Origin of the sequence: Pseudochelatococcus lubricantis (genome assembly GCF_011762225.1) — a bacterium.
GTDB classification, from domain to species: Bacteria; Pseudomonadota; Alphaproteobacteria; order Rhizobiales; family Beijerinckiaceae; genus Pseudochelatococcus; species Pseudochelatococcus lubricantis.
The window spans coordinates 74,485-97,814 of sequence record NZ_JAASQI010000007.1; the positions used below are offsets into that span (position 1 = coordinate 74,485).

The 23,330-nt window shown below is 67.5% G+C and carries 20 protein-coding genes, 1 pseudogene and 1 riboswitch; of the genes and pseudogenes, 15 read left to right on the plus strand and 6 right to left on the minus strand.

Annotated elements, in window-relative coordinates; translation table 11 throughout:
- Positions 1-37: 37 nt before the first annotated feature.
- Both FHS82_RS14480 and pedF read right to left on the minus strand, forming a co-directional pair.
- Positions 38-952 carry a substrate-binding periplasmic protein gene (locus tag FHS82_RS14480; RefSeq protein ID WP_166954085.1) on the minus strand — a complete coding sequence of 305 codons (915 nt, stop codon included), beginning with the start codon at positions 950-952 and terminating at the stop codon, positions 38-40.
- A gap of 3 nt (positions 953-955) precedes the next feature.
- Positions 956-1,642 carry a cytochrome c-550 PedF gene (pedF, locus tag FHS82_RS14485; protein WP_166954087.1) on the minus strand — a complete coding sequence of 229 codons (687 nt, stop codon included), beginning with the start codon at positions 1,640-1,642 and terminating at the stop codon, positions 956-958.
- 183 nt (positions 1,643-1,825) lie between these two features.
- Between pedF and FHS82_RS14490 the strand changes: the two genes are divergently transcribed.
- From FHS82_RS14490 to pqqE, 14 genes and pseudogenes are all read left to right on the plus strand, one after another.
- Positions 1,826-3,019 carry an ABC transporter substrate-binding protein gene (locus FHS82_RS14490; protein ID WP_166954089.1) on the plus strand — a complete coding sequence of 398 codons (1,194 nt, stop codon included), beginning with the start codon at positions 1,826-1,828 and terminating at the stop codon, positions 3,017-3,019.
- A gap of 1 nt (position 3,020) precedes the next feature.
- Positions 3,021-3,989, plus strand: coding sequence for a YVTN family beta-propeller repeat protein (locus tag FHS82_RS14495; protein WP_166954090.1), 969 nt, complete (start codon positions 3,021-3,023; stop codon positions 3,987-3,989).
- A 26-nt stretch (positions 3,990-4,015) separates the two neighbouring features.
- Entirely contained in the window at positions 4,016-4,474 is a 459-nt protein-coding gene (locus FHS82_RS14500; protein WP_166954092.1) for a cupredoxin domain-containing protein, read from the plus strand.
- A gap of 7 nt (positions 4,475-4,481) precedes the next feature.
- Entirely contained in the window at positions 4,482-5,201 is a 720-nt protein-coding gene (locus tag FHS82_RS14505; RefSeq protein ID WP_166954094.1) for an ABC transporter ATP-binding protein, read from the plus strand.
- Positions 5,198-6,028 (plus strand): ABC transporter permease, encoded by an 831-nt coding sequence (locus FHS82_RS14510; protein ID WP_166954096.1) that lies wholly within the window; start codon positions 5,198-5,200, stop codon positions 6,026-6,028. The genes FHS82_RS14505 and FHS82_RS14510 overlap by 4 nt, the downstream gene beginning before the upstream one ends.
- A 306-nt stretch (positions 6,029-6,334) precedes the next feature.
- Positions 6,335-8,101: a PQQ-dependent methanol/ethanol family dehydrogenase gene (locus FHS82_RS14515; protein WP_166954098.1), complete on the plus strand. Its 1,767-nt coding sequence runs from the start codon at positions 6,335-6,337 to the stop codon at positions 8,099-8,101.
- Positions 8,102-8,176: 75 nt separating this feature from the next.
- The gene (locus tag FHS82_RS14520) at positions 8,177-8,899 is read left to right on the plus strand and encodes a response regulator transcription factor (RefSeq protein ID WP_166954474.1); all 723 of its coding nucleotides are present in this window, start codon (positions 8,177-8,179) and stop codon (positions 8,897-8,899) included.
- Positions 8,900-8,939: 40 nt separating this feature from the next.
- Positions 8,940-10,115 (plus strand): FIST signal transduction protein, encoded by a 1,176-nt coding sequence (locus tag FHS82_RS14525; protein ID WP_166954100.1) that lies wholly within the window; start codon positions 8,940-8,942, stop codon positions 10,113-10,115.
- A complete protein-coding gene (locus FHS82_RS14530) occupies positions 10,115-12,337 on the plus strand; it encodes a PAS-domain containing protein (RefSeq protein ID WP_208394263.1) in 2,223 nt (740 codons plus the stop codon). Before FHS82_RS14525 ends, FHS82_RS14530 begins: the two co-directional genes overlap by 1 nt.
- A gap of 94 nt (positions 12,338-12,431) precedes the next feature.
- Positions 12,432-12,863, plus strand: coding sequence for a pseudoazurin (locus tag FHS82_RS14535; RefSeq protein ID WP_166954102.1), 432 nt, complete (start codon positions 12,432-12,434; stop codon positions 12,861-12,863).
- 177 nt (positions 12,864-13,040) lie between these two features.
- Positions 13,041-13,124, plus strand: a complete 84-nt coding sequence (gene pqqA, locus FHS82_RS14540) for a pyrroloquinoline quinone precursor peptide PqqA (RefSeq protein ID WP_166954478.1) — start codon at positions 13,041-13,043, stop codon at positions 13,122-13,124.
- A gap of 50 nt (positions 13,125-13,174) precedes the next feature.
- A complete protein-coding gene (gene pqqB, locus FHS82_RS14545; protein ID WP_166954481.1) occupies positions 13,175-14,074 on the plus strand; it encodes a pyrroloquinoline quinone biosynthesis protein PqqB in 900 nt (299 codons plus the stop codon).
- A pseudogene (gene pqqC / locus FHS82_RS14550) lies at positions 14,071-15,128 on the plus strand (pyrroloquinoline-quinone synthase PqqC). Before pqqB ends, pqqC begins: the two are co-directional and overlap by 4 nt.
- 32 nt (positions 15,129-15,160) lie before the next feature.
- Positions 15,161-16,252, plus strand: a complete 1,092-nt coding sequence (gene pqqE, locus FHS82_RS14560) for a pyrroloquinoline quinone biosynthesis protein PqqE (protein ID WP_208394275.1) — start codon at positions 15,161-15,163, stop codon at positions 16,250-16,252.
- A gap of 126 nt (positions 16,253-16,378) precedes the next feature.
- Here the strand turns inward: pqqE and crcB are convergent, their stop codons facing one another.
- The 4 genes from crcB to FHS82_RS14580 all read right to left on the minus strand — a co-directional run bounded on the left by crcB (position 16,379) and on the right by FHS82_RS14580 (position 22,220).
- Positions 16,379-16,807, minus strand: a complete 429-nt coding sequence (crcB, locus tag FHS82_RS14565) for a fluoride efflux transporter CrcB (protein ID WP_166954483.1) — start codon at positions 16,805-16,807, stop codon at positions 16,379-16,381.
- Between the two features lie 152 nt (positions 16,808-16,959).
- Positions 16,960-17,019, minus strand: a riboswitch (Fluoride riboswitch).
- Between the two features lie 131 nt (positions 17,020-17,150).
- Positions 17,151-18,701 (minus strand): L-piperidine-6-carboxylate dehydrogenase, encoded by a 1,551-nt coding sequence (gene amaB / locus FHS82_RS14570; RefSeq protein ID WP_166954111.1) that lies wholly within the window; start codon positions 18,699-18,701, stop codon positions 17,151-17,153.
- A 292-nt stretch (positions 18,702-18,993) separates the two neighbouring features.
- Positions 18,994-20,034 carry an ACP S-malonyltransferase gene (locus tag FHS82_RS14575; RefSeq protein WP_166954113.1) on the minus strand — a complete coding sequence of 347 codons (1,041 nt, stop codon included), beginning with the start codon at positions 20,032-20,034 and terminating at the stop codon, positions 18,994-18,996.
- On the minus strand, positions 20,031-22,220 hold the full coding sequence (locus FHS82_RS14580) for a dehydrogenase E1 component subunit alpha/beta (protein WP_166954115.1): 2,190 nt from the start codon (positions 22,218-22,220) through the stop codon (positions 20,031-20,033). Before FHS82_RS14580 ends, FHS82_RS14575 begins: the two co-directional genes overlap by 4 nt.
- A 134-nt stretch (positions 22,221-22,354) precedes the next feature.
- Here FHS82_RS14580 and FHS82_RS14585 point away from each other — a divergent pair, with 134 nt between their 5' ends.
- Positions 22,355-23,269 (plus strand): LysR family transcriptional regulator, encoded by a 915-nt coding sequence (locus FHS82_RS14585; RefSeq protein ID WP_166954117.1) that lies wholly within the window; start codon positions 22,355-22,357, stop codon positions 23,267-23,269.
- Positions 23,270-23,330 lie beyond the last annotated feature (61 nt).

Genomic DNA, 23,330 nt, shown 5'->3' on the forward strand with positions numbered 1-23,330 from the left:
AGAATCCGCTCAAGATAGTGGAATTGAAACGTGGATGTCAGCGTTGCGGCGGCTCGAAAGTCAGCCCGTGCCGCGCGAAAATGGCAGCGATGCGCCCGTCCGCCAGCGCCGCCTCGATGGCCGCGTCGACCGCATAGGCGAGGTCGCGGTGCTGGAAGTTGACGCCGACGCCCACGGTCCACCGGCTCCGGGAAAAGCCGACAAGCGGCGGCTCGTGCATCTTGATGCCGGCTTCCGGATGCCGCGCCATCCCCGCCTGCAGCTCGGCGCGCGGCCCCATGGCTGCCCTGGCCTCCCCCGTCGCAAGTGCATCGACGGCGACGGGCGTGCTGCGGAAGCGGTGAATCTTGTCCACCGGGCCGATCAGCGATGTGAGGTAGAAATCCGAGATGGAGTCGTTCTCCACCGCCACAGGATCATAGCGGAAGAAGGGCGCCGTCGGCCCCTTTTCGGGGTATTCCGCAGCGCTGTAGGCAATCGCGATGGCTTCGGTCGCATACTGGCCGGTAAACACCACCTGCTCGATCCGGCAGGTCAGCAGACTGTCATAGGGCACGTGCAGCATCACGTCGCTGACGCGCCCGCCGACGGCTGCGCCCTTCCAGACGTAATTCAGCAGGTCGGCGTCGAGGTTCTCCCCCGCCTGCACCAGCCGGAAGCGCGGCTCGACCTTGAGTTCGGCGGCGATGAGGCGGCCGATTTCGACATCGACGCCCCGTGCCTTGCCGCCTTCCTCCCACGACCAGGGGCGGAAATCCTCATAGACGGCGAACTCGATCCAGCCCTCGTCGACGATGCGGTCGAACGTGCGCCCCACATCCTGCGCGAACGTGTTCTGCGGCTTGGGTTGGGGCGTAAAATCCTCGCAGCGCGCGAAGGCGCCGCCGGGGAGGACGGCGCCGAGCGCAAACGCCAGAATGGCCGCCGGCAGCGCGGACAGGAACCGGGCCATGCCTTACTCCGTCGCCGAAAGCCCCACGGTCAGGATTTCACCGGCCCGCTTCCAGCTATCGGGCGCATCCGCCAGAACGCGCGCCGCCTCATAGGCCACGCTGTCGGCCACCGGCGCCCCCGACGCGGTCTTGATCTCGCTGGCGATCCCCTCAAGCTCCGTCTTCAGCGCCGCCGGGTCGGCCACCTGGCCGGAAGCCAGTTCGTTGCGGATCGCGTGCAGCCGGTCCGAGTGGGCGTCCACCGCGCCATCCTCCGGCCGGGTCTCGATATAGGTGCGGATCGCCCAGGCCGCTTTCTGGCCGAGAACGTCGCCGAAAGCGGGCATCTTGGTGACGCCGTCCTGCGTATAGCCGTGGCGGAAGCGGTCGACGAACCACTCGTCGCCGACTTCCTCGGCCTCGATGAAACGCAGGTCGGGCGCGAGGCCGCCGGAAACCGCGCCCAGCCCGTGGCAGCGCGCGCAGTTCTGCGTGAAACCCGAAGCCCCGGCCTCGACAGCCCTCAGCCAGACATCATGGCCGGCCTTGCCCTCCCGGTAGGGGTTTTCGGTCAGCCATTCCTCGCCCACTTCGGGCAGGGCGTCCGTGTTCACCGGCTGCGGCGCCACATCGCCGTGGGCGACGACCATGCTGACCGTCGCGAGAAGCGCCAGTGCGGCGATGCCGCCGCGCATGTGGTTCCTGGACATCTTTCCTCCACCTGTGTCTTTTCAAACGTGCTTTTTACTTATTTCAAGGTGTAGAGCCACGCGGCGCACGCGCGATATGCGACCTTGGTCGCGATCTGCATAGGACCTTGGTCGTATTTCACCCCGCAAGTGTCCGCTCCTATTCTTTGAGAAGGGGAGGAAATCATAATGCGGAAAGCCTGCATGCGGGGGGCCGGAAGGGCCTGCCTGCTCGCTGCGGCCTGGGTCGCCGCGCTCGGAACGGCAGCCTTCGGAACGAACGCCTCGGCGGAGATTGCCATCTCCCTCACCTATCTGCGCCAGGAGGTGGAAGCGCCTCCCGTTCTCTCGAACCTCGACCCCGTGCCTGAGGATCTTGGCATCGCCGGCGCCGAGGTCGCGCTGACCGACACGAAAACCACCGGGCGTTTTCTCGGCCACCTCTACAGCCTGGATGTGGTGTCGGTTGCGCCGGGCGGCGACCTCGCCGGGGCGGCGAAGACGGCGCTCGCGGCCGCTTCCTTCCTGCTGCTCGACGCGCCGGCCAACGACATCCTGAAGATCGCGGACCTGCCGGAGGCGGCGGGCAAGCTCATCTTCAACGTGGCCTCGGGCGAGCGGCGGCTGCGCGATGGCGACTGCCGGGCGAACCTGCTGCACACGATCCCCGAGGACGCGATGCGCGCCGACGCGCTGATGCAGGTGCTGAAGGCACGGCGCTGGACGCGGACCGCGCTGATCGTGGGGCCGAAGCCGCAGGACCGGGCCTTCGCCGACACGCTGCGCGCCTCGGCCGTCAAGTTCGGCGTGGCGATACTGGCCGAGAAGGAATGGACCTTCAACACCGACCTGCGCCGGGCGGCCGGGCAGGAAATTCCGCTGTTCACGCAAGACTTCCCCGACCATCACGTGCTCCTCGTCGCGGACGAGGCCGACGACTTCGCCCGCTATGTGGAGCACAACACCTGGCTTCCACGGCCCGTCGCGGGTTCGGACGGGCTGCGCAGCGAGGGCTGGGCGCCGGTGCTTGAGCAATGGGCCGCTGTGCAGCTACAGAACCGCTTCGAGAAGGCCGCGAAGCGCGAGATGCGCAGCCGCGACTATGCCGCCTGGACGGCGCTGCGCACTGTCGGCGAAGCGGTGACCCGCACCGGCTCGGCCGATCCGGCCGCACTGCGCGGCTACATCCTGTCGAACGCCTTCGGTCTCGACGGCTTCAAGGGCCGGACGCTGACCTACAGGCAGTGGAACGGCCAGTTGCGCCAGCCGATGGCTGTGGTGAACGCCCGCGCGCTGGTCGAACTCGCGCCGCTCGACGGCTACCTGCACCAGACCAACGAGATGGACACGCTTGGCCTCGACCGGCCGGAAAGCGCCTGCAAAGCCTTTGGAGGATGATATGGGCCCCCGCACCCGCCTTGCCGCAATCCTCATGATGACCGCGCTGCCGATGGAAGCCTCGGCCGGGGAAATCTGGGTCACCAACGAGAAGGACGACAACATCTCCGTCATCGATACGGAAAGGCTCGAAGTCGTCCGCACGATCCCGACGGGCGAGCGCCCGCGCGGCATCACCTTCAACGCCGACCACAGCCGCGTCTACATCTGCGCCTCCGACAGCGACACCGTGCAGGTGATGGACCCGGAGACCGGCAAGATCCTGCACGAGCTGCCGTCGGGCGAGGACCCGGAACAGTTCGTGCTCGCGCCCGACGACCGGCATCTGTGGATCGCCAACGAGGACAACGCGGTGACGACGGTCGTCGATGTCGAGACCCGCCAGGTCGTGGCGCAGATCGATGTCGGCATCGAGCCCGAAGGCATGGCGATCTCGCCCGATGGCAAGATCGCCATCACCACCTCCGAGACGACGAACATGGCCCACTGGATCGACACGGCCACCCACAAGGTCTTCGCCAACACGCTTGTCGACAGCCGCCCCCGCCACGCGGAGTTCACGAAGGGCGGGCGCGAGCTGTGGGTGTCCTCCGAAATCGGCGGCACGGTCACCGTCTTCAACGTCGCGGACCAGAGCGAAAAGGGCAAAATCCGTTTCGCCATCAAGGGCGTGAACGCGGACCTCATCCAGCCCGTGGGCTTCGAGTTCACGCCCGATGGAAAGACTGCCTTCGTGGCCCTTGGCCCGGCGAACCACGTCGCCGTGGTCAATGCCGAGACACTTGAGGTGGAAGACTACATCCTCGTCGGCCGCCGGGTGTGGCACCTGGCCTTCTCGCCCGACCACAGCAGGCTCTTCACCACGAACGGTGTTTCCGGCGACGTGACGGTGGTCGATGTCGCGACGCGCGAGCCGCTGAAATCGATCAAGGTCGGCCGTTTCCCATGGGGCGCGGCGACGAGGCCATAAGCATAACTGAACGAAGGGAGGACTGGATGAAACGCATGACGATGATCGCGGCCCTGCTCGCGGCGGCGATGCCGCTCGCGGCGCTGGCGGACGGCGACGACGATGGCGCCAATGGCAAGCTCGGCCTCGCGGGCCTGTTGTCGGCGCAGAACCGCGAGACCCTGCCGAAGCTCACCCTTTCCGCCGGCGCGCCGCTGGCGGAGAAGCCGATGACGCTGAAATCCGGCAAGTACTACAAGCTGACGATCGAGGCGGACGGCAGCCAGGAACTCGCGCTCGAAGGCCCCGGCTTCTTCCGCGCGGTCTGGGTCAACGAGATCGTCATCGAGGGGATCGAGGTTCGCCCGCTCGGCGTCGACTCGCTGGAGTTCGACGAGGCCGGCGAGGCCGAGATCAGCTTCGTCGCCGTCAAGCCGGGCAGCTACCACCTCAAGGTGCCGGGCACGACGGGCGACCTGCAGACCGTCGCCATCACCATCGAATAGGCGCATCATGGCCGGGCTCGTGGCCGAGGGACTGACACACGACTGGGGCAGCAGGCGCGCCCTGGACAATGTCGGCTTTCGCGTTGAACCCGGCCGGTTCTGCGCGCTGCTCGGGCCGAACGGCGCGGGAAAATCCACGCTGTTCGGCCTGCTCACGCGGCTGTTCACGCCGCGCGCGGGCCGCATCGTCATCGCGGGCCACGACCTCGCCTGCGAGCCGCGCGCCGCGCTGGCGCGCATCGGCGTCGTGTTCCAGCAATCGACGCTCGACCTCGACCTCACGGTGCGGCGCAACCTGCTCTATTTCGCGGCGCTGCACGGGCTTTCCGGCCGCGAGGCCGGCATGCGCATCACTGCGGCGCTGGAGCGGCTCGGCATGGCCGAGCGTGCCCATGAGCGGGCGGCCGCGCTCAACGGCGGCCACCGGCGACGCATGGAGATCGCGCGCGCCCTGATCCACCGGCCCTCCGTTCTGCTGCTCGACGAACCGACCGTGGGCCTCGACGCAGCCTCGCGCCGGGCGATCACCGATCACGTTCACGCGCTCGCCCGCGACGACGGGCTCACCGTGCTCTGGGCCACGCATCTCGTGGACGAGGTGCGGGCCGACGACCGGCTCGCGATCCTGCATCGCGGCCGCGTCCTTGCCGACGGCGAGGCGGGGGAGATCGGCGGCGCGGATCTCACCGCCCGGTTCCTTGCCCTCACCGATGGAGCACAGGCATGACGGGTTCGCCACCGGACATCTCCGCAAGTAAAGCCGCCCGGCATGCGCTCGTGGCGCTTTGCGCCATCCTCCACCGCGAGGCCTTGCGCTTCCTTGGCCAGCGCGGGCGGCTCGTCGCCGCGCTGGTGCGGCCGCTCGTCTGGCTCATCGTCTTCGCCTCCGGCTTCCGCGCGGCGCTGGGACTTTCGATCACCCCGCCCTACCAGACCTACATCACCTACGAAATCTACATCGTTCCCGGCCTCGTCGGCATGATCCTGCTGTTCAACGGCATGCAGTCGTCGCTGAGCCTCGTCTACGACCGCGAGATGGGCTCGATGCGCCTGCTGCTGACGGCGCCGCTGCCGCGCTGGTGGCTGCTGTTCTGCAAGCTCGTCGCGGGCAGCCTGATCTCCGTTTTGCAGGCCTACGCCTTCCTCGCCGTGGCGGCTGCATGGGGCGTGCGCTTCACATGGTGGGGCTACCTGGGGGCCTTGCCGGCGATTTTCGCCGCCGCGCTCATGCTGGGGGCGCTCGGCCTGTTGCTGTCCTCGCTGATCAGGCAGCTCGAAAACTTCGCCGGGGTGATGAATTTCGTCATCTTCCCGATGTTCTTCCTGTCCTCGGCGCTCTATCCGCTGTGGAAGATGGCGGAAGCATCGATGCTGCTGCGCGACGTCTGCGTCGCCAACCCTTTCACCCATGCGGTGGAGCTGATCCGCTTCGCGCTCCACGGGCAGGCGAACTGGCTTGCGGGCGCGGTCACGCTCGGAGCGCTCGCCGTCTTCGGCGGGGGCGCGATATGGGGCTACGACCCCGCCCGCGGCCTCGCCGCGCGCAAGGCTTGAGGCGCGGCTATAGCAGCGATGCGCCGTCGGCGCCGGAGACGAGCCGCGCGGACCCCGCTGCCGCGGCAAACGCCCGGATGCCCATGACAATTTCTCCCTTTTCAGTTTACTCTAATCGCGTCACCGTAGCCGCATATACGACCAAGGTCCGGGTTGGAGCGGAGGCACGGCCGTTGTCCGATGTTACGACCAAGGTGCAATATACCGTCGCCCCGCGCGCACCAATAATGAGAAAGTAATGAGAAGGAGATGGCTGGCCGCCGGCGGCGAAACCCCGGCTGCCCGTGCCGTAGAGGGAGGAAACAAATGAGAAGAATCATGCTGGCCGCGGTCACGGCCGTGGCTTGCGTCGGGCTGGCGCAGGCGCAGGTGACGGAAGAAGATCTGGCGAAGGACGCCGACACCGTCGGCGACGTGCTGACGAACGGCCTCGGCCGCGGGCTGCAGCGCTACTCGCCGCTGAAGACGCTGAACAGAAACAACGTGCAGAAGCTCGTACCGGCCTGGGCCTTCAGCCTCGGCGGGGAGAAGCAGCGCGGACAGGAGAGCCAGCCGATCATCCACGACGGCGTGATGTACATCACCGGTTCCTACAGCCGCATCTTCGCCATCGACATCGCAACCGGGAAAGAACTCTGGCAGTACGACGCCCGGCTGCCCGAGGGCATCCTGCCTTGCTGCGACGTGGTGAACCGGGGCGCCGCCATCTATGGCGACAACGTCTACTTCGGCACGCTGGACGCGCGGCTGATCGCGCTGAACCGCAAGACGGGGCGTGTGGTCTGGAACAAGAAGCTCGCAGAGTACAAGGAAGGCTATTCCTACACCGCCGCGCCGCTCATCGTGAAGGGCCTCATCATCACCGGCAACTCGGGCGGCGAATTCGGCGTCGTGGGCGAGGTGCAGGCGCGCGACGCCAACACCGGCGAACTGGTCTGGTCCCGCCCGACCATCGAGGGCCACAAGGGCACTTTTCAGGGCAAGGAATCGAGCATGACCGGCACGCTCAACGCCACCTGGCCGGGCGACGCCTGGAAAACCGGCGGCGGGGCAACCTGGCTCGGCGGCTCCTATGACGCGGATACCGACACCCTGATCTTCGGAGCCGGCAACCCCTCCCCCTGGAACAGCCACCTGCGCGGCGCCGGCACACCTGTCGAGGGCAACAAGGGCGACAACCTCTATGCCGCGACCCGCCTCGGGATCGACCCCGCGAACGGCGAGATCAAGTGGCACTTCCAGACCACCCCGCGCGAGGGCTGGGACTTCGACGGCGTGAACGAGGTCGTGCCCTTCGTCGCCGCCGACGGTGCGAAGCGGTTGGCCACCGCCGACCGGAACGGCTATTTCTACATCCTGAACCGCGAGGACGGGAAATTCGTCAATGCCTGGCCATTTGTGAAGAACATCAACTGGGCCAAGGGTATCGACAAGGACGGCCGCCCGATCTACGTCGAGGAGAACCGCCCGGGCAACCCCGCCGCGGCGGCAGACGGCGCCAAGGGCCAGCAGGTTTTCGCCGTGCCGTCCTTCCTCGGCGGCAAGAACTGGATGCCGATGGCCTACAGCCAGAAAACCGGGCTGTTCTACGTGCCCTCTAACGAATGGGGCATGGACATCTGGAACGAGCCGATCAACTACAAGAAGGGCGCGGCCTATCTCGGCGCGGGCTTCACCATCAAGCCGCTGTTCGAGGACTATATCGGCAGCCTGAAGGCCATCGACCCCAACACCGGCGCAATCCGGTGGGAGTACAAGAACGCCGCGCCGCTGTGGGGCGGCGTCATGACCACGGCCGGCGGACTCGTGTTCACCGGCAATCCGGAGGGCGAGTTCCTCGCGCTCGATGACGAGACGGGCGAGGTGCTGTGGAAGTTCCAGACCGGTTCGGGCATCGTCGGCCAGCCGGTGACGTGGGAGCACGGCGGCGAGCAGTATGTGTCTGTCATCTCCGGCTGGGGCGGCGCTGTGCCGCTGTGGGGCGGCGAGGTGGCGAAGAAGGTCAACTACCTCAACCAGGGCGGCATGGTCTGGACCTTCCGCCTGCCGAAGGAAGTGGCCGCAGCCAATTGATGCCCGGCGACGGGGGCAGGCCGCCCTGCCCCCTTAGCCCCGTTTCTGGCCAGGATCGACCGGAGTATGCAAAAGATGCCCGGCTATTATGAAACTTTCCGCGAAACCGCCGTCGCGCCCCGCACCGAGCCCCCGCCGGTCGCGGTGGACCTGCACTCGGTGCTCATCGTTGACGACCATCCGCTGTTCTGTGACGCGCTGGCGATGACGCTGACGCGCCTCGTCGGCATCGAGACAGTGGAGGCGGTCGGCACGCTGGAGATGGCGCTGCTGCGGCTGGAGGCCGGCCCGCTGCCGGATGTCGTGGTGCTCGACCTCAACCTGCCGGACGTGAACGGCCTCGACGGCGTGGTGCGCCTGCGCAAGGCGGTCCCCGCGACGCCGATCGTCGTCGTGTCGTCGCTCGACGAATTGCGGGTGGTGCGTGCCGCGCTGCGGGCGGGGGTGAACGCCTTCGTGCCCAAGCACGCCGACCGCGAGGAATTCCGCGCCGCCTTCGCCGCGATCACCCGCGGCGATATCCATGCCGCGCGCATGGCGCTGGAGATGGCAGCCGCCTCGCCGTCCGAACAGGTCGTCTCGCGGCTGGCGTTGCTGACGCGGCAGCAGGCGAAGATCCTGCAGATGGTCTGCGAGGGCCTGATGAACAAGCAGATCGCCTACGAGCTTTCCATCGCCGAAACGACGGTGAAGGCACATCTGACCGCGATCATGCGCAAGCTTGGCGTGCAGACACGGATGCAGGCCGTCCTGTTCGTGAAAGAGGCTAGCTTCGCCGCCATGACCCCCGAGGGATGAGCATTCCGCCCATCCCGCGGGCCTTCAGGGGAAACAGACGATGACCATGGCGGGAAGGCACACGGATGCGCGCGCGCCAATCGTCCGGCGTGCCTCCGTGCCGGCGCGGGGGCCGCGCCCGGCCGAGGAACTGGCCGAGGAGCTGGGGCCGGGGCCGTTCGCGCTCGTCATGCTCTTCGCCTCTCCCGAGGCCGACCTCGTGCGGCTCGCCGGGCAGGCCGCGCGGATTTTCACCGGGGCGCGGCTCGTCGGCTGCACGACGGCGGGAGAGATTTCCCGCGCCGGCTACGACGAGGACACCATCGTCGCCGTCGCACTGCCCGCATCGCATTTCGGCGCCGAGACCCTGACCATTCCCGACCTGTCGCGACTGGAGCCGCGCGACCTGACAACCGCCGTGGTGCGGGCGCGCGAGGCGCTGGCCCAGGACCATCCCGCCTTCGCGCACGAATTCGCCATGCTGCTTGTGGACGGGCTGTCGGTGAAGGAGGACGAGCTTGCCTCGGCGCTCGCCACGGGCCTCGGCTCCATGCCGCTCTTCGGCGGCTCGGCGGGGGACGGCACACGCTTCCGGCAGACGCTGATCATGGACGGCGACCGGCTGCTGCGCAACGCCGCCGTGCTGAGCTTCGTGCGCAGCGCCTGTCCGGTGCGGATATTCAACCTCGACCATCTGGTGCCGACCGCGAAGCGCATGGTCGTGACGCTGGCCGAGCCGCGCCGCCGCATCGTGCGCCGGATCAACGACGAGCCGGCGGCGCGGGAATACGCCAGGCTTCTGGGCAAGGACGGGCAGCAGCTCACACCCTTCACCTTCGCCGCGCATCCGCTAGCGGTGCGCATGGGCGGGCGCCATCACGTCCGCGCCATCCAGCAGGTGGCGCCGAACGGCGATCTGCTGTTCTTCTGCGCCATCGACGAAGGAGTCGTGCTGACGGTGGCGGAGCCGCAGGACCTCGCGCTGCATCTGGAACGCGAACTCGACCGGCTCGGCGACCCGGCGCAGCCGGCTGCCATCCTCGCCTTCGACTGCATCCTGCGCCGGCTTGAGGCACAGGAGAAGCAGCTTACGGGCCGTGTGTCGGACATCCTGCGTCGGCACGGCGTCACCGGATTCTCGACCTATGGCGAGCAACTGGGTGCGATGCACGTCAACCACACCATGACGGGCATCGCCTTCTACCCGCCGGGCACGGCATTGCCGGAGGACGGCTGATGGCGCGCATCTCCGACTGGCTGATCGATCCCGCCGACACGCAGGAGCGCACCGTCGAAAAGCTCCTGACCGTCACCGAAGTCCTGATGCGCCAGGTCGAACAGGCTTCCGGCGAGCGCGGCGCGGCCTACGAGCAGTTCCGCCGCGCGGCGCTGCTGGAGGACCGTGTGCGTCAGCGGACGCGCGATCTTGAATACGCCCTGCGGCTTCTCGGCGAAACCAACGGCCGCCTCGCGACGGCAAAGCGGACGGCCGAACGGGCGCAGCGCGACCTCGCCAACGCCATCGAAGCCGTGCAGGAGGGCTTCGCGCTGTTCGACGAGGCGGACACACTGCGGCTCTACAACTCCCGCTTCTGCCGCGACATGCCGGACGTGCGGCAGAGCCTGCGCGCCGGCATGCCGTTTTCCGAATATGTGGAACTCGTCAGCCTTTCGGCCGCGCTCGCCCTGCCGCCCGGCCAGGCGCGGCGGGACTGGGTGGCGGCGCGGATGCAACGCCACCACGACAGGCAGGTGTTCAACGTGGCGCTTGCCGGCGACCGCTGGCTGCAGGTCAGCGCCCAGCGCATCAACGGCGGCGGCACGGTCATGTTCCAGACCGACGTGACCGACATCATCCGGCTGGAGCGGATCGAGCGCGGCAAGATGCTCGACGATCAGGCCCGCATCATCCGCGCGACGCTGGAGCATATCAACCAGGGCGTCTGCGTCTTCGACGCCGGGCTGCGGCTCGTGGGCTGGAACCAGCGGCTCGCGCAGCTCCTCGACGTACCGGCGGCGGTGCTGCGCCAGGGGACGGGGTTCGACAGCCTGCATCGCCGTTTCGGCCACGACAGCGTCTATGACGAGCACCTGTCGTTCGAGGCGCTTTCCGTCTGGGCGCACGGGAACGGACCGCGCCCGCCGCTCTCCTTCGAGATACGCCGCCCCTCGGGCGTGATCCTGGACGGCTTCGCGCAGGAAACGCCCGAGGGCGGCTTCGTCATCTCCTTCAGCGATGTCACGCGCGAGCGGCTCGCCGTGCAGGCGATGCTGCGCGCCAACGCCTCGCTGGAGGCGCGGGTCGCGGCGCGCACGCTCGATCTGGAAGCGGCACTGGCGGACGCGGAGCGGGCGAACGCATCGCGCGTGCGCTTCGTGGCGGCGGCGAGCCACGACCTGCTGCAGCCGCTGTCGGCGGCAAAGCTCTTCGTGGCTTCCGTGCGCGACGACGCGCAGAACCCGCAGACGCGCTCCCCGCTGGAAAAGGCCCTCAATGCGCTGGTCAGCGTGGAGGGAATCCTGCATGCGCTGCTCGACATCTCCCGGCTGGAGGTGGGCGAATCCGCCGTCGAGGTCGTGCCGGTGAGGCTTGCGCCCCTGCTCGCGCAGTTGACGGACGAATTCGCGCCGGTCGCCGCCGGCAAGGGGCTGCGGCTGACGATCCTCCCCTGCCGTCTCACGGTGGCGAGCGATCCCGCCTACTTGCGGCGCATCCTGCAGAACCTGATCGGCAACGCGATCCGCTACACCCGCACGGGGCGGGTGTTGGTCGGTCCCCGGCGCATCGGGGGCAACGTGCGGATCGAGGTGCACGATACCGGGCCTGGAATCGCACGCGAGGACCAGCAGGCCATTTTCCGCGAGTTTCACCGGCTGGACGGGTCGGCTTCCGCCTCGGAGGGAATGGGGCTCGGCCTCGCCATCGTCGAGCGCGCCTGCGCGCTGCTCAACCACCGGCTGTCGCTGGCGTCGGAACCCGGGCGGGGCACGTCGTTCTCGGTCGAGATGGGGCTCGTCGCCTCCCGCGCCCTGCATCCCGACGTGATGGCGGCCATCGCCGACGAGCCGCGCGACGGCAGCAACCGGATCGCACTGCTGGTCGGCAGCGACCCCGACCTGCGGCGCGACATCGGCCTGCTGCTGGAAAGGCGCGCTATCGCCGTATGGGAGGTGGGCAGCGGCGAGGAGGCGCTGGCGCTGCTGGACGAGATCGGCATCGTGCCTGATTTCTATCTCGTCGACCACGAGTCCGACCATCAATCCGGCACAGGCATGCGCTGCGTCGAGACCGTGCTGGCCTTGCGCGACCGCCATGGCGACAGGCCGACGTGCATCCTGACGGCAGACCCCGCCTGCGGAACGTGGGCGGTAGGGATCGGCTGCATGCGCAAGCCTGTCGACGCCGCCGCGCTCGACGCCTTCCTCGCCAGCGTCGCCTCGATGCCGGCACGGCCATGATAGGGCACTACGACCAAATCGCGACCAAGGTCGCATTGTTCCCGGCGGCGTTTCCATGTCCTCTGTAGGTAACGAACAATCGACGGAGGAAGGGATGCGCGCAGGTTTGGGGATCGTTGCGGCTGCCTGGCTGGCGGCCGGCGGCGCGATTGCCGCCGAGCATGAGGTCCGGATGCTCAATCAGGGCAAGGACGGGGCCATGGTATTCGAGCCCGCCGCGGTGAAAGCCGAACCGGGCGATACGATCCGCTTCGTCCCCGCGGACAAGAGCCACAATGTCGAGGCGATCAAGGGCATGTTGCCGGACGGCGTGGAGCCCTTCAAGAGCAAGGTCAACGAGGAGTACGTGCTCACCGTCGCCGCGCCCGGCATCTATGGCGTGAAATGCACGCCCCATTTCGCCATGGGCATGGTGGCGGTGATCCGGGTGGGCGACGCGCCGGCCAATCTCGACGCCGCAAAGGCGGTGAAGCTGCCGAAGAAGGCCGCCGAACGGATGGAAGCGGCGTTCGCGGCACTTCCCTGAACGCGCCTGCGCGCCCTCTTGTTGCGAAAGCGAAAGTCGACAGATAGAATTCCACTCTAATTGTAAAGTTTACGGTGCCATTGAATGCTTTACAATTCGCATTCAATATCGTAAAAATACTCTCTCTTATGAGAGAGACAAAAGAAAATATATTTCTCAACCAACGAGGAGGATAACATGAGCTGGACCACTCCGTATATTGTAGAAGTCTGCGTCGGCCTTGAGGTCAACGCCTATTTCCCGGCTGATATCGAAGCCTGAGGAAAGCAGGAAGCGGTGCGGGCATGAAAATGCCCGATCACCCGTTCCATCTGCGTCTCGTGGTGCTCGGCTCGGCAGCCGGCGGGGGCTTTCCCCAATGGAACTGCCGTTGCCCGGTCTGCACGCTGGCGTGGGAGGGGGACCCGCGCGTCCGTCGGCGCACCCAGACATCTGTCGCGGTTAGCGCCGACGGCGAGCGGTGGGCGCTGGTGAACTGCGCGCCGGAGGTCCTGTCCCAGATCCAGGCGGTGCCGGCCTTGCATCCACGCGGATGCGGCCGGCACACGCCGATCGAATCCGTGCTGCTGACAAACGCCGACATCGACCACATCGCCGGCCTGTTGAGCCTTCGGGAAGCGCAGCCCTTTTCCCTCTACGCGACAGGCGCGGTTCATGACACGATCCGCGCCAACAGCGCCTTCGACGTTCTCGCGCCCGGCGTCGTCGACCGGCGGCCCGTGGCTTTCGGCGTGCCCTTCGAGCCCGTGGCGGGCGTCACCGCCGAAATTTTTCCCGTGCCGGGCAAGGTCGCGCTTTATCTGGAGCGCGGAGAGGTCGAGACGGCGGCGGAGGGCGAGCAGACCGTCGGGGTCGAACTCGGCGACGGCACGCGCCGCGTCCTGTTCATTCCCGGTTGCGCACGCATGACCGACACGCTGCGCGCCCGCATCGAAGGTGCGGACGCGGTGCTGTTCGATGGCACGGTATGGCGCGACGACGAGATGATCGCCGCCGGCGTCGGCAGCAAGACCGGGCGGCGCATGGGCCACATGGCGATGTCGGGCGCGGAAGGCTCCATGGCCGCCTTCGCGGACCTGCGCGTCGGCCGCAAGATTTACATACACATCAACAACACCAACCCGGTGCTGGTCGAGGGATCGCCAGAAAGGCACGCGACGAACCGCGCGGGCTGGGAAATCGCAGGGGACGGAATGGAGATTGCAGGATGACCGGATTGCTCTCCCCGCAGGAACTTGAGGCGCGGCTGCGCGACGTCGGCACGCGGCGCTATCACAGCCTGCATCCGTTCCACAGGCTGCTGCACGGCGGCCGGCTCGATTTCGGGCAAGTGCAGGCGTGGGCGCTCAACCGCTATTACTATCAGGCGATGATCCCGGTGAAGGATTCCTCCGTCCTCGCCCGCATGGAGGACGCGGAACTGCGCCGCGTCTGGCGCCAGCGCATCATCGACCATGACGGCGATCACGCGGGCGAAGGCGGCATCGCGCGCTGGCTGAAGCTCACGGACGGGCTCGGGCTGGACCGCGGCTACGTCACCTCGCTCGTTGGCCTGCTGCCGGCGACCCGCTTCGCCGTCGAGGCCTATGTGCATTTCGTGCGCGAGAAGAGCCTGCTCGAAGCCATCGCCTCCTCGCTGACCGAGATGTTCTCGCCCGGCATCATCGAGGAGCGCGTCGCCGGCATGCTGAAGAACTACGACTTCGTTTCCCGCGAGACGCTGGCCTATTTCGACAACCGGCTCACGCAGGCCCCGCGCGACGCGGATTTCGCGCTGGATTACGTGAAGACGCACGCGCGCACTCCGGAACAGCAGCAGGCGGTGATCCGTGCGCTGGAGTTCAAGTGCGACGTGCTCTGGGTGCAGCTCGACGCGCTGTATTTCGCCTATGTGGACCCGAAGATGGCCTATCCCGGCGCCTTTCTGCCGACGGAAAGCCACGCGCCGGGAGAAAGGCGATGAGCGCCCCGTTGTCCGCCGGCGGGGTGCCGAGGCTCGCGCGCGGCGTGCGCCTGCGCCATGACGAGGCGCGCGGGCAGTGGGTGCTGCTGGCGCCCGAGCGCGTATTCCAGCCCGATCCCGTCGGTGTCGAAATCCTGCGGAAAGTCGACGGCGTCCGCCCTCTTTCGCTCATCGTCGACGAGCTGGCGAGCGCCTTCTCGGTTGACCGCGCGCGTGTCGCGGCGGATGTCGGCGCCTTCCTCGCCGGGCTCGTCGAGAAGGGGCTGATCGAGTTCGGCGGATCAGGAGAGGCAGGACCATGAACGCCCTCGCGGATGCACCGGCGCGCAGCGAGATGCCCGCCCCTCCCCCGCCGCCCGCGCCATACGGCATGCTGGCGGAGCTGACGCACCGCTGCCCGCTGCAATGCCCCTATTGCTCCAATCCCGTGGAGCTGGAGCGCCGCAACGGCGAACTCGACACGGAAACGTGGCTGCGCGTATTCTCCGAGGCGGGCAAACTCGGCGTGCTGCAAGTTCATCTGTCCGGCGGCGAGCCGACGGCGCGGCGGGATCTCGAACTGATGATCGGCCATTGCGTCGCTGTCGGGCTCTACACCAACCTTATCACCGCTGGCGTCGGCGTCACGCCGGAGCGCCTGCGGGCGATCGCGGACGCCGGGATCGACCATATCCAGTTGTCATTCCAGGGCGCGGATGCGCAGACGACCGACCACGTCTCCAACTTCCCCGGCGCGCATGGGCGCAAGCTTGCCGTCGCCCGCGAGGTGCGCAGGCTCGGCCTGCCGCTCACCGTCAATGCTGTGGTGCACCGGGCAAACATCCACCAGATTCCCGCCTTCATCGAACTGGCACTCGCGCTCGACGCGCGGCGCATCGAAATCGCCCACGCGCAATACTACGGTTGGGCGCTGCGCAACCGTGGCGCTCTGATGCCGACGCGCGCGCAGGTTTTTGAGGCGCTGGCCATCGTGGAGGAGGCGCGGGAGCGCCTGAAGGGGCGCCTGACCATCGACGCCGTCGTGCCGGACTATTATGCGAAATACCCCAAGCCCTGCATGAACGGCTGGGGTCGGCAGTCGCTCAACGTCTCGCCGTCTGGCAAGGTGTTGCCCTGCCACGCGGCGGAGACCATCCCGCACCTCGATTTCTGGAACGTGCGCGAGCACGCGCTGGCGGACATCTGGACCGGCTCGCCCGCCTTCAACGCCTTTCGCGGCACGGACTGGATGCCGGCACTATGCCGGAGCTGCGAACGCCGCGAGATCGACTGGGGCGGTTGCCGCTGCCAGGCGATGGCGATCGCGGGCGACGCCGCCGCTACCGACCCGGCCTGCCACAAGTCGCCCCTGCACGCGCACATGCTGGCGCTGGCCGAAACCGACGCCGTGACGGCGGACGCCTACGACTATCGCCGCTACCTCTGACGGGGCGAGCGTTCCGGCGCGCATCGTCGCCGGATATCCTCCGTCGTAGCGGCGGCGAGACGGGCTTGCCCGCCCGCTCCGCGAGAACCGCGAGGATCGTGCCCGGCTTCAGGCTGACGTCGCCCGTCATCCCGCATCCTCCTCGATTTGCTCCTGGACGACCTGCCGGATACCGCCGTTGACGCGCTCGGCGGCAAGATAGCCGAGCGCCACGGCGATCAGGCACAGAACGACGGAAAGGCCGATATTGATCAGGGCGCGCCCGGGCGCACCCGCACGGATCAGCTCCAGCGTCTGGAGGCTGAACGAGGAAAAGGTCGTGAAGCCCCCGCAGATGCCCACCATGAAGGCGGCACGCCAGAGTTCCGGCGCGGGGTAGCGGCCATGCTCGACCGTCAGCGCGCCGAAAAACGAGATGGCGAAGGACCCGACGACATTGATCAGCATCGTACCCCATGGCAGGTCGCGGCTGAGCGGTGCCATCCAGAGAGCGATCCAGAAACGGGCAACGGTGCCGATCGCGCCGCCGAGGGCGACCCATAGTGTGGTCTGTATCACGCTGTCGCCCCCCCGGCGGCTTGCTGAAGGTGCCGCAAAGCGGAGAGCGGCATAACGGCCACCGCGCCATCGGTATCTGAATGATTGCTGAAAACCACCATGTCTCCTGCCGTCAGGCGCATCGCGCCCTTGTTATCCCCGAAACGGGACGGTTGGCAGGGGTCATCAGCCGGATGGCGGTTTCGGGAGACTCCATTCCCCGCTCTCGCTCAATCGGCGACAGCGTTTTCCTTGTAGTCAGTTGCATGGGGCAGGTCAATAGCCCCATGAAACATGATCTTTTCCAATAAGCGGCATCTGCTTTTCGGGAGCATGCGCAGGCCCTTTGCTCCGCGTTGCTTCACACCACGTCGAACTTCACGCCCTGGGCAAGCGGCAGCGTGCGGCCGTAGTTGATGGTGTTGGTGGCGCGCCGCATGTACGCCTTCCATGCGTCCGAACCGGACTCGCGCCCGCCGCCCGTCTCCTTCTCGCCGCCGAAGGCCCCGCCGATCTCCGCGCCCGAGGGGCCGATGTTGACATTGGCGATGCCGCAATCGGAGCCACGCGCCGACAGGAACGTCTCCGCCTCGCGCACGTCGTTGGTGAAGATCGAGGAGGACAGGCCCTGCGGCACGGCGTTGTGCAGGTCGAGCACGGCATCGAAATCGCTGTAGCGGATCACGTAAAGGATCGGCGCGAAGGTCTCCTTCTCCACCGGGCCGGCCTGTTCCGCGATTTCGACCAGCGCGGGGCGGACATAGTAGGCATCGGGGCCGAAGCCCGCGTCTTCCCGCCCGCCGCCGGTCACCGATGCGCCCGCGGCTCTCGCCTCCGCCAGTGCGGCCTGCTGGGCCTCGAAAGCCGCCCTGTCGATCAGCGGGCCAACGAGATTGCCCTCCTCCAGCGGATTGCCGACCGGAACGGACTCATATGCCTTCCTCAGGCGCGGCACGAAACTGTCGTAGACGCTGTCATGCACGAACAGGCGGCGCAACGTGGTGCAACGCTGGCCCGCCGTGCCCATGGCGGCGAAGACGACGCCGCGCAGCGTCAGGTCGAAGTCGGCTGTGGGGGTGACGATGGCGGCGTTGTTGCCGCCAAGCTCCAGGATGGTCCGGCCGAAGCGCGCCGCGACGCGGGGGCCGACGGCGCGGCCCATCGCCGTGGAGCCCGTGGCCGAAACGAGCGGCACCTGCGGATGATCCACCAGCACCTCACCTACGTTGCGGCCGCCGATGAGCACGGCGGACAGCCCGTCCGGCGCGCTGCCGCCCTCCGCCTTGAAGCGCCGGAGCGCGCGGTCGAGCAGTGCGTCGGTGGCGAGCGCGGTCAGCGGCGTTTTCTCCGACGGCTTCCAGACGATTGCATTGCCGGCGACGAGCGCCAGCGCCGCATTCCACGACCACACGGCGACGGGAAAGTTGAAGGCCGAGATGATGCCGGTGACACCGAGCGGATGCCACGTTTCCTGCATGCGGTGTTCAGGTCGCTCGGTGGCGATGGTCAGGCCGTAGAGCTGGCGCGACAGGCCGACCGCGAAGTCGCAGATGTCGATCATCTCCTGCACTTCGCCAAAACCCTCCGAGGTGATCTTGCCCACCTCGATGGAGACGAGGCGGCCGAGCCTCTCCTTATGGGCGCGCAGTTCCTCGCCGAGCAGGCGCACCAGTTCGCCACGCCGGGGCGCGGGCACGAGCCGCCATTCCAGAAAAGCGGCATGGGCACGCGCGATGGCGGCCCCTGCCTCCGCTTCGCCGGTCCCGGAGACTTCCGCAATGATCTCGCCGGTGATGGGCGAACGGGCCTTCAGCGCGCCGCCGGTGTAGCGCGCCGCATCCACGCCGAGTTCCGCCAGCAGCGCCGGAACTTCCGCAGCGAAGGAAAGAGGGGGAGAGGAATGAGATGGCATGACAGTTTCCTTCTCTGGTTTGACGACGGCGGGCGGATGGAAACGGTCCCACTGTCAGCGTCGGCGGAATGCATCGCCCCGGAACAAGACCGGGCTTGCGCGGTCATCCCGCTCCCCTTCGTCACGGCTTGTACCGGCGGCCAGTATGCGGCTGAATCGATAAAATCAGCACCGACCGATGTTTGATAGTGCCATGTTATCAGTATTCCATTCCCGCAGGAAACGGTACGACCTGTCGGGCATTCCCGAAGGCGCCGGTCCGGAACGGCAACAACGCAGGCCGAAGAGCCTTTCAGCCGGAAGCGGTTACCGACCGGCGTTGCTCGTCGAGCCCCATGGAGACGATGACGGGATCGGTCTCCTGCAGCCGCTGGAAATCGGCCTTGGTGCGCATGTCGCGCCAGTTCGCGCGGATGAGCGATTGCGCCACCGCCCCGCCGAGCGTCGCGCCTGGCCCGGTGATGATGAACAGGTCCGGTGCGAACTCGCGTGCGGCGGTGAGGACCGCGCGGGTGAAGTCGTAGGATGCGATGACCTGCTCGCCCAGCGTGTAGTCCCTGAGCGTGGCAGGGTCGGAGGCATGCGGCCACCGGATCGCCCCGCGCCCATCGATGAGCGGCAGATCCGGCTCGCCGAACAGGTCAGGGCCAAGCAGCGCCCGCCCCTTCCCCGCCACGGGCTCCTGCAGGGCGGTGTGGAACGCCGCGTGGTTGGCTAGCCGCATCGGAAAGCGGCCCTGCACGGGCGGCACGGCGGCCTCGAACGCCGCGAGCCCCGCCGCATCGCCGGCCAGCACCAGCATCCCGCCGAGGTCGATGGATAGCGCGAGATGGCGTTCCGGCGGCGCGTGGATGCCCGCGACGAGCGCCAGCAGTTCCCGCCGCCGGGCATCGTCGTCGGCCCAGTCCTCGCCGACGACGGGATAGACGATCTGCCCGCCGATGAGGTGCTCCTGCATCAGCGTGCCCATGGTGTTGACGACCGTGAAACCCGCCTGTGGGGAAAGGGCGCCGGCGCAGGCAAGCGCCGAATACCAGCCCATGGAGTTGCCCGTGACGGCCACGATATCGACAGCCGTGCGGTCGATGGCGAGGAAATCGAAACAGGTCGCGGCGTAGATCAGGCCGGAGGCGTTGTCACCGCGCGTGTGGCGCGCCACCGAATAGGCTGGCGCGCCGTCGAGGGAGGCGAGTTCCTCCTGCCCTTTCCGGCGGCGTTCGGCGTCGAAGCCGGCGAGCATTTCCGTCTTGTCGGCATGATGGCGGGCAAGATAGCCGAGTTCGCCCTTGTTGTAGGTGCCGCGCCCGGGACAGATGACGACCGCGGTTCTCATGCCTTCACTCCGACGAGTTCGAGTACCTTCCCGATGATCGCCGCGGCAGACGGCAGCGTCGCGGCATAGGCCGGGCCGGTGGCGATGAATGAATCCTCAGCCGTGACGCGCGCCGCCGGTATGCCCGTGCGCTCCGCGAACAGCGCCATCAGCGCTTCCGACTGGCTGCCCGTGCGGCGGCATTCGTCGACGATGAGGACGCGCCGGCATTCGGCCGTTGCCGCCAGCAGCGCCTCCTCCGGCAGCGGCGCGAGCCAGCGCAGATCGATGATGCGCAGGCCGATGCCGCGCTCACGCAGCACCTTCTCCGCCTGCCGGGACAGGTAATGACCGTTGCCGTAGGTGACGATGGCGAGATCGGTGCCGGAGCCATGTATTCCAATCTCGCCAAGCCCGATGCGCTCGTCCGGCGGCGGATAACGGGTCATCCACAGGCCATCCTTGTCGTCATGGAGGTCGCGCATCGGATAGAGCGCGATCGGCTCGATGAACACCACGACGCGCTGCTCCTCGCGCGCCAGCCGCACGCATTCGCGCAGCATCCGTGCAGCGTCCGTGCCCGTGGAGGGACAGGCGATGACGAGGCCGGGAATGTCGCGCAGCACCGCGAGCGAGTTGTCGTTGTGGAAATGGCCGCCGAAGCCCTTCTGGTAACCGAGCCCGGCGACGCGCACCACCATCGGATTGGCGTAGCGGCCGTTGGAGAAGAAGGACAGCGTGGCCGCCTCCCCGCGGATCTGATCCTCCGCGTTGTGGAGATAGGCGAGGAACTGGATTTCCGGCACGGGCAGGAAGCCGTTATGCGCCAGCCCGATGGCGAGCCCGAGAATGGCCTGTTCGTCGAGCAATGTATCGATGACGCGGTCCGGCCCGAAGCGCGTCTGCAGTTTTTGTGTGACGCCATAGACACCGCCCTTGCGCCCCACGTCCTCGCCGGCGAGGACGAGTTCGCCCCGCTCCAGCATCAGGTCGGCCAGCGCCCAGTTGATCAGGCGGCTCATGGGCTGCGGCTCGTCCATGGCGCGCATGTCGCTGCCGAACATCTCGGCGCGCGCCTCGGCGGACGGTCCATTGCCCTGCTGACACTCCCGGCGCGGCGGCACGATGCTCGCCATGACGCCTGCGGCGTCGCGCAGTTTGGGCCGGGTGACGGCGTGCGCCGCGATGCGCTCCGTGCGCGCGCAGGTCTCCTCATAGATGGCGAGCGCCTCGGTGGGCGCGAGCGCACCCGCCTCCTGCAACAGGCGCACCGTATGCAACAGCGGGTCGTTCGCTTCCTCGGCCTCGACCTCGCCCTTGCTCATGTAGGTGGTCGGCATGTCCGCGCCCGCGTGGCCGTAGAGGCGCACCGTGCGCAGATGCAGGAACGCGGGCTTGCGCCGGTTGCGCACGTAGTCGGCCGCCTCGCAGGCCACGACGAACGTGTCGTAGATGTCGAGACCGTCGGCGTGGAAGTACTTCAGGCCCGGCCGGTTGGCGAAGCTCGCCGCGATCCAGTCCTTCGGCGTCTTCGTCGAGATGCCGATGCCATTGTCCTCGCAGACGAAGAGCAGCGGCAGCGGCGTGCCCTGATAGCTCGTCCATTGCGCGGTGTTGAAGGCGCCCTGCGCCGTCGAGTGATTGGCGGAAGCATCGCCGAAGGAGCACACAGCGACGGCGTCCGCCGGCAGCGCGCGATGTTCCGGCGGGCGGCGTCGCGCCAGGCCGAGCGAGTAGGCCGCGCCGACCGCCTTGGGCAGGTGGCTCGCGATGGTCGAGGTTTGCGGCGGGATGTTCAGAGCCCGCGAGCCCAGCACCTTGTGGCGACCGCCGGAGATGGGGTCCTCGCACGACGCCGCGAAGGACAGCAGCATGTCCCAGGCGATGGTCTGGCCGGGAACCTGCGCGGCCCGGGCAATCTGGAACGCCGCATCCCGATAGTGCAGAAACGCGATGTCCGTTGGCCGCAGTGCATGGGCCACGGCCGCCATGCCTTCATGGCCGGAGGAGCCGATGGTGTAGAAGCCCTGCCCGGCCTTCTGCATGGCGCGGCTCGTGCGGTCGAGCGCTCGACTGAGGCATTGCGAGCGGTACAGGCTGACGGCTTCCGGATGCGTCAGGCCGGGAGCGGGCGCGCCGCCCGCCGGCAGGTCGCCGGCGCCGACGCGCCGCAAGAAGTTTTCGTGGACGATGAGCGCGCGGGGCATGTCAGGCTCTGGAATGTTGTCGTATGGGCTTTGTGCGCGGAACCGCGAGATGGCCCATCTTCCGGCTTGCGCCGATCGCGACAAGCGATGGTATGTTGTCGCCCCATGACATTCCGGAATGACAGGAGCCCGCAATGGCGTTCTCGCGCAGTCTGATGCCATCGTTTCAGGAGATGACGGCCTTCGAGGCGGCCGCCCGCCATGGCAACTTCACCCGGGCCGCCGAGGAACTCGCCCTCACCCAGAGCGCCGTCAGCAAGCAGATACGCCAGCTTGAGGACACGCTCGGCGTCGTGCTGTTCGACCGCACCAAAGGCCGCGTCACGCTGACCCGGCCCGGCGAGCGCTACCTGCGCTCGGTGCGCAAGATCCTGCGCGATTATGAGGTGGAGACGCATGCCATCGTCGCGTCGGCGGGAAGCGACACGACACTGACCATCGCGGTGCTGCCGACATTCGGTTCCCGCTGGCTCATTCCGCGCCTGCCGGATTTCATCGCCAGGCACCCGTCGCTCACCGTCAACCTGACGTCGGAGCCGAAGCCGTTCGACTTCTCCGAAAAGTCCGTCGACATCGCGATCCATTACGGCGCGCCCACCTGGCCTCAGGGCGAGGCGACCTATCTCTGCGACGAGAACATCATCGCCGTGGCAAGCCCCGCGTATGCGCAGGCGCGGGGGCTGCGAGACGCCGCCAATCTGCTCGACGCCACCTTGCTGCAGCAGGCGTCGCGGCCCGGCCTCTGGCGACACTGGTTCGACGAGGCGCATATCGACCATCCGCACCCCTATCGCGGTCCGATATTCGACCAGTTCGCCATGACAATCCAGGCCGCGGCCGTCGGCATGGGCGTGGCGCTTGCGCCCGGCTTTCTCGTTGAGCAGGAATTGGCCGACGGCCGGCTGATCAAGCTCAATGAGGTTCCATTTGCCGGGCCTGGCGCCTACTACATCGTAACCCCGCTGAAAACCCAGCACAGCGCGCTGATCAGTGCGTTCACCGAATGGATCATCGGAAAGACGACCGAAAGTCGCGCGGCACCGGCATAGGCGGCGGCGTCAGGCATATGATACGCGACGCCGGCCACGGCAGCGGCGCGGTATTCCCGCC